Source organism: uncultured Sphingomonas sp. (assembly GCF_902806265.1).
Taxonomy (GTDB): domain Bacteria; phylum Pseudomonadota; class Alphaproteobacteria; order Sphingomonadales; family Sphingomonadaceae; genus Sphingomicrobium.
Map to the genome: position 1 here is coordinate 1 of NZ_CADCVZ010000056.1, position 5,503 is coordinate 5,503.

7 protein-coding genes are annotated in these 5,503 nt (G+C 65.0%); 2 read left to right on the forward strand and 5 right to left on the reverse strand.

Annotated features, from left to right (window positions below; translation table 11 throughout):
- Nucleotides 1-740, forward strand: a 740-nt coding sequence (locus QZX62_RS10405; protein ID WP_294174251.1) for a hypothetical protein, incomplete at its 5' end; no start/stop codon positions are given.
- Here the strand turns inward: QZX62_RS10405 and QZX62_RS10410 are convergent.
- From QZX62_RS10410 to QZX62_RS10430, 5 genes are all read right to left on the reverse strand, one after another.
- Nucleotides 715-1,107 carry a GFA family protein gene (locus QZX62_RS10410; RefSeq protein WP_294174253.1) on the reverse strand — a complete coding sequence of 131 codons (393 nt, stop codon included), beginning with the start codon at nucleotides 1,105-1,107 and terminating at the stop codon, nucleotides 715-717. The two genes, QZX62_RS10405 and QZX62_RS10410, sit on opposite strands and share 26 nt — an antisense overlap.
- Nucleotides 1,108-1,152: 45 nt before the next feature.
- Nucleotides 1,153-1,638 (reverse strand): HNH endonuclease, encoded by a 486-nt coding sequence (locus tag QZX62_RS10415; RefSeq protein ID WP_294174255.1) that lies wholly within the window; start codon nucleotides 1,636-1,638, stop codon nucleotides 1,153-1,155.
- 60 nt (nucleotides 1,639-1,698) lie between these two features.
- Nucleotides 1,699-2,955: a polysaccharide ABC transporter ATP-binding protein gene (locus QZX62_RS10420; protein ID WP_294174257.1), complete on the reverse strand. Its 1,257-nt coding sequence runs from the start codon at nucleotides 2,953-2,955 to the stop codon at nucleotides 1,699-1,701.
- Nucleotides 2,955-3,803 (reverse strand): ABC transporter permease, encoded by an 849-nt coding sequence (locus QZX62_RS10425; protein ID WP_294174258.1) that lies wholly within the window; start codon nucleotides 3,801-3,803, stop codon nucleotides 2,955-2,957. The genes QZX62_RS10420 and QZX62_RS10425 overlap by 1 nt, the downstream gene beginning before the upstream one ends.
- A 164-nt stretch (nucleotides 3,804-3,967) precedes the next feature.
- A complete protein-coding gene (locus QZX62_RS10430; protein WP_294174259.1) occupies nucleotides 3,968-4,969 on the reverse strand; it encodes a glycosyltransferase in 1,002 nt (333 codons plus the stop codon).
- 282 nt (nucleotides 4,970-5,251) lie between these two features.
- Here QZX62_RS10430 and QZX62_RS10435 point away from each other — a divergent pair.
- The coding region (locus QZX62_RS10435; RefSeq protein ID WP_294174261.1) for an amidase family protein at nucleotides 5,252-5,503 on the forward strand (252 nt) is incomplete at its 3' end.

The window sequence follows — 5,503 nt, forward strand, 5'->3', positions numbered from 1 at the left end:
GGGACCAGATCAAAAGTCGGTACGTGGGCTCCGGCGCACGCACCGACCGCATCCCCTTGCACACGCTGAACTGGAATCTCGACGAGATGAGCGCCATGTTGGCTGAGCGGCTCAAAGCCTACTCACCTGGCAATGTGTGGTCGCTTAATTCCTTTTTGGACGAAGGCCTAAACTACGATCTGCACAAGCTGGTCTGCATTCTAGCGGTCGGCTCACCACGTGACATGATCCTAGTTTCAAAGTTTATTGCAGACGAGCAAACTCGTGTGAAGAATGAAGCGGGCTCGCTTGATCGCCGTGTGATCGCGCAAGGCATCAAGACTTTCTCCGAGCAGCGTGTTTCTGAGATGTATGGTGCAAACGTCGAAGACTTGCTTAGAGTAGGACTAGCTGGTTTTACGATCTCTAAATTAGCCAGCTACATCTTTAGGATTAAGGCAAGCGCTGTTAGCCGGAAGATTCAGATTTGGACTGATCAAGGTGCGGTCTTCAGAACCGGAGAGGTACCGACCCCAGGCGCGCGTCCGCAGAACCTCTACTCCCTCGCCGATCCGAAGCTCGCCATCGCTGTCAAACCTCGCATCCCTGTCGAATCAGTTCTCGAGAGAAATCTGCATGTCTGCCGCGGATGTGACAGCCTGACGATTTTCGAGGAAGAAGACGCGAACGTTTGTGCAAACTGCCAGACAATCATCGATCCAAGAAATTCCGTGTTCAAGGTTGTCGCGCCGACTTTGTAGTTACGCGATCCCGCTCAAACTCTTTCATCCCGAACTCCGGCAGCCACGCCTCCCGTCGCACCGTCCATAGCTCGTAGGTCGGGGTGAACTGGTCAGGCGCGTCCAGCGTGCCCAGGTGCACCTCCACCTCATCGGTCCATTGGGCGAACACGGACGAGCCGCAGGTCGGGCAGAAGTGGCGGTTCTTGTATTCGCGGGTCTCGCCGGTGATCGTCACCTGACCCGCCGGGTAGATGGCTGCGGCGAAGAACAGGCTGCCGCCGTGCTTGCGGCAGTCGAGGCAGTGGCACAGCCCGACCCGGTCCGGCTGCCCCGTCGCCATCACCCGCACCGCTCCGCACAGGCACCCGCAGCTATGCCGCTCCATCTCGCCTCGCTTCCTTGCTGCTTGGAGGGCTCCTCCCAACCAGAGTCAGCGCGCGATGACCAGCCCCGCGGCAAGGCCAGTCGCCAGCAGCGCCGCGCCGCTTGCGACCAGCGCCGCCAGCCGCCACCGCCGCAAGCCGACCAGAACCGTGGTTCCGCCGCCCGGCGCCTGGGCCTGCGGGGCGGTGCGCGGACGCGCGCCCTTGTTGCCGCCTTCCTCGACCGGCGTCTCCGACCGAACCCTGGCGGCCGACTGCAACTGCTCCCGCATAGCCCGCCGCCGCTCGCGCATCGCCTGCTTGTCCGCGACCGGCCGGCAGCCCAGCTGCCGGTTGCAGCCGGGATGGGCTAGGACGAGGTTGTCGAGCGCATCGGTCCCGCCGTTCACCTGGGCCACGAGATGCTCGATCGTCGGCGCCTTCTTGCTCGTCCGGGCCGCGCCGAAGCTCAGCTTGCCGTTGCACAGCCAGCAACGGTCGCCATCGCGCAGGCGAAGCTTCTCGATCTTCGAAAGTTTGGCGGGCGCGTTCACGGCGCCGGTGTAGCGCGTCGACCTTGCTTTTCTCCTAAGGGAAGAGGCTCGCCCTGCCGCTCAGGCCGGCAGCACCGACCAGCGCGCTCCCCAGTCGAGGTAGCCCTGGACGGCGGGCGGCGGGCGCAGGTGGTCGAGCGAGCCGGGTTCGGTCCGGCCGAGCGTGATGACCGTCAGGTCAATCTTCTCGTCGAAGTCGGTGTAGTAGTCGCCCAGCCAGATCGACAGGATGTACTTGCCGGGGACCAGCGGGATGTCCTGCACCTGGCATCGGACTACGCCTTCGGTCAGGCCGTTCACCTGCTCGCCGGAAGGATGGAAGCGGCCGTTGGAGCCCCACAGCGGCTCGCCGCCGATCGCCCGCAGCACGATGCCCCCGATCGGCCTGGCGACCGGGACCGGGGAGCGGAAGGCGATCGTCAGGTCGAGGTCGCGGCGCTTGAGCGCTTCGCGGTCGATGCGGATGCCGGTGATGGCGGCCCGCGCCGGGTCGGCAGGGAAGACCAGGTCCGTTTCCTCGGCGAGCGTGCTCGAATAATGTTCAATGGCTTCCGCGACCTCGCCCTGGAAGACGAGCTCGCCGCCCGACAGCTGGACGGCGCGGTGGCACAGTGAGTTGATCGCCGCCATGTTGTGGCTGACGAACAGCACCGTGCGACCGCTGCCGGCGACGTCGTGCATCTTGCCGAGGCACTTGCGCTGGAACTCCGCGTCGCCGACCGCCAGTACTTCATCGACGATCAGGATCTCGGGCTCGAGGTGCGCCGCGACCGCGAACGCCAGGCGCACGTACATGCCGCTCGAATAGCGTTTCACCGGAGTGTCGAGAAAGCGTTCGACCTCGGCGAACGCCACGATCTCGTCGAACTTGCGACGGACCTCGGCGCGCGTCATGCCGAGGATGGCGCCGTTCAGGAAGATATTCTCGCGGCCGGTCAGCTCGGGGTGGAAGCCGGTTCCGACCTCCAGCAGGCTGGCGACCCGGCCGCGGATGGTCACCCGGCCGGCGAACGGCTCGGTGATCCGGCTGAGGACCTTGAGCAGGGTGCTCTTGCCAGCGCCATTGCGGCCGATGACGCCGAGCACCTCCCCCTGCTGGACGTCGAACGAAACATCCTTCAGCGCCCAAAAGGCTTCGATCTCGTCGCCTTGGACGATCTGCCGTCCGCGGGCCATGTCGCGGGCGGTGCGCACCAGGCGGCGGCCGTTGCTCATCAGCATCTCGCGGAACGTCTCGCCGCCCCGCGTCGCGCGCTCATGACCGATGAGGTAACGCTTCGACAACTGCTCGACGCGGATGACCGGCTGCGCAGCCATCACATCAGGTCCGCGAAGGACCGCTCGACCCGGCGGAACTTGGCGATGCCCAGCCACAGGAATCCGGCGCTCACGGCCAAGCTCATGACCAGCCCCGGCCAGTAGAGCGGGGTTTCTCCGCCCAGCAGCGCCCAGCGGAAACCGTCGATCACCCCGACCATCGGGTTGACGGAGTAGAGCAGCCGCCACTCGTCCGGCACGATGCCGGAGCTGAACCCCACGGGGGAGACGTACAGCCCGAACTGAACCAGGAACGGGGTCAGATAGCGGAAGTCCCGGTAGCGGACGTTCAGCGAGGTGATCCACAGGCTGGGGCCAAGCGCGGCAAGGAAGCCCAGGACCACGAACACCGGCAGCAGGAGCACCTCGGGCCCGGGCGCGAATTGGTACCAGACCATCATCAACGCCATGATCGCCAGCCCGATGGCGAAATCGACAAACGCCACCATGATCGCCGCAGTGGGGACGATAAGCCGGGGGAAATAGACTTTGGTGACCAGATTCCCGTTGGCCACCAGGCTGCTCGACGCATCGGTCAACGCCGTTGAGAAGAAGGTCCAGGGCAGCATGCCGGCGAACACCATCAGGGCGTAAGGTGCGTCCCCTTCTGCCGGCAGCTTGGCGAGCCTGGAGAAGATCACTGTGAAGATCACCATGGTGAGGAACGGCCGCAGCACCGCCCACAGCACGCCGATGACGGTCTGCTTGTACCGGACGGTCACATCGCGCCAGGCGAGCACCTGGAACAGCTCGCGATACTGCCACAGGTCGCGCCAATAATTGCGCTCCGCCCGCCCCGCCTCGAGGATGGTTTCAGGCGCGGCCGCGCTCGTCGTCCGGCGCCTCATGCCTGGCGGATCCCGGAACGGCGTCGAACACCGCAAAACGGTGCGCAGACCAGGATCGGCACTCGATAACCCCCACTACCTCAGCGCTGATCGTAGAGCATTGTGACCGGCCAACGCCAGAGCCAATACGCCAGGCGCTCGGTGCCGAGGTACCCCTGCGGGAACTAGCTAGGCGCGTCGCCCGAGCTGTTGAGGTGTTTTCCAATAAGGGCGGCGAGTATCCGCAGAGCCACCAGCGGCCGACCGGCGCGAAGTTGCGACCCGGCGATGCGCCGCATCCTCGAACGCTCGCTCCGGGTGCGGGCGTGGGCAAGCGCCACGGGCCATTCGTCACCTTCGCGAACGGCCGGGGCGGAGCTGATCTCCTTGAACACGCGTGCCCGCACATACTCCCACGACCCGGCGCCGAACAGCGCCTCGATCAGGTCGTCGGGTGGCAGAACCGCCAACCCCTCGGTCGGGTCGGGGCGTCCGGCAACGCGTTCGAGGTGGGCCAGCCAGGCGATGGCGGCCTTGCGGGCCTGTCCGGCCATGTTCCGACTGCTGGTCTGGCCAAGGTGCCAGCGATAATTGAGCAGCACCTCGGGAAGGTTGGCCATGCGGGTGCGCTCCGACAGCCGCAGCCAAAGCTCGTAGTCCTCGGTATCGCGGTAGGCGTCACGGTAGCCGCCGGCGGCGATCACCAGGTTGCGGCGGACCATCACCGCAGGGTGGTAGAAGGGATTGTAGAGCGGCAGCGCTGCGAGAACGTCCTCATGCGCACAGGGCACCTTCGCATCGAGCCGCGGCACTCGCCGCCCGGTCTCGTCGATCGCATGGGCCTGGCTGCCAACGAGTCCGTGATCCGGGTGCTCGTCGAGGAATGCCACCTGGCGCGAGAAGCGGGTGGGTTCGCAGACATCGTCGGCATCGAGCCGCGCGACCAGCGGCGCCCGGGCCGCTGCGAACAATTGGTTGAGGCTCGCCGGCATCCTCCGGTTCTCGCGGGAAATCACCCGGACGCGCGGGTCGCGCGCGGCATAGCTGTTGGCGATTTCGGCAGTCCGATCGGTGGAGCCGTCGTCGAGCAGCAGGAACTCGAAGTCGGCGAAGTCCTGCGCCAATACGCTCTCGATCGTTTCAGCGAGGAATCTCTGAGCATTGTAGGCGGTCAGGGCTACGCTCAAGCGGGGTGAGATCCGTTCCTGATCCAATGCACCTGATCCAATTTCTGAGCAACTTCGAGCTTGTCATAGCAGCTGATGAACTCCCAGAGCTAACTGGCCGCATCGGTCCTCGCCATGAGCGGCAGTTGCCAGCGGAGGGCGGTTGGCGGGTGACAGGTCCTTTTCCATCTGCGGCAACCTCTTCGATGTCGGACTTGCGGAAGTGCAGACGGTGGCCGACGATTCCGCGAGTACCTACAGCAGCCTCAGTCCGAGCTCCCCGAGCATGATGACCTTGCCGGAATGTTCAGTCTGAACATCGTCGATGCCTTGGCCGATCTCCGCACGGGGCGGCTGACTGCGGAGACCTTGGTAGGCCTGGCGCTTGAAGCGGCTAGCGAGCATGCAGCGCTGAACTCGATAGCGGAACTGCGCGCGGAGGAAGCCTTGGCTCACGCCAGGGAGGCAGACCGCCGGCTCACGGCAGGTCGGGTCGCCTGCCCGCTCCATGTCATTCCGGTAACCGTCAAGGACCTGTTCCAGATGGACGGGTTC

Excerpts from the sequence above, each read along its gene's own strand:
- QZX62_RS10410 (WP_294174253.1), bottom strand. The coding sequence starts at position 1,107 with ATGGAGCGGCATAGCTGCGGGTGCCTGTGCGGAGCGGTGCGGGTGATG.
- QZX62_RS10420 (WP_294174257.1), bottom strand. The coding sequence starts at position 2,955 with ATGGCTGCGCAGCCGGTCATCCGCGTCGAGCAGTTGTCGAAGCGTTAC.
- QZX62_RS10425 (WP_294174258.1), bottom strand. The coding sequence starts at position 3,803 with ATGAGGCGCCGGACGACGAGCGCGGCCGCGCCTGAAACCATCCTCGAG.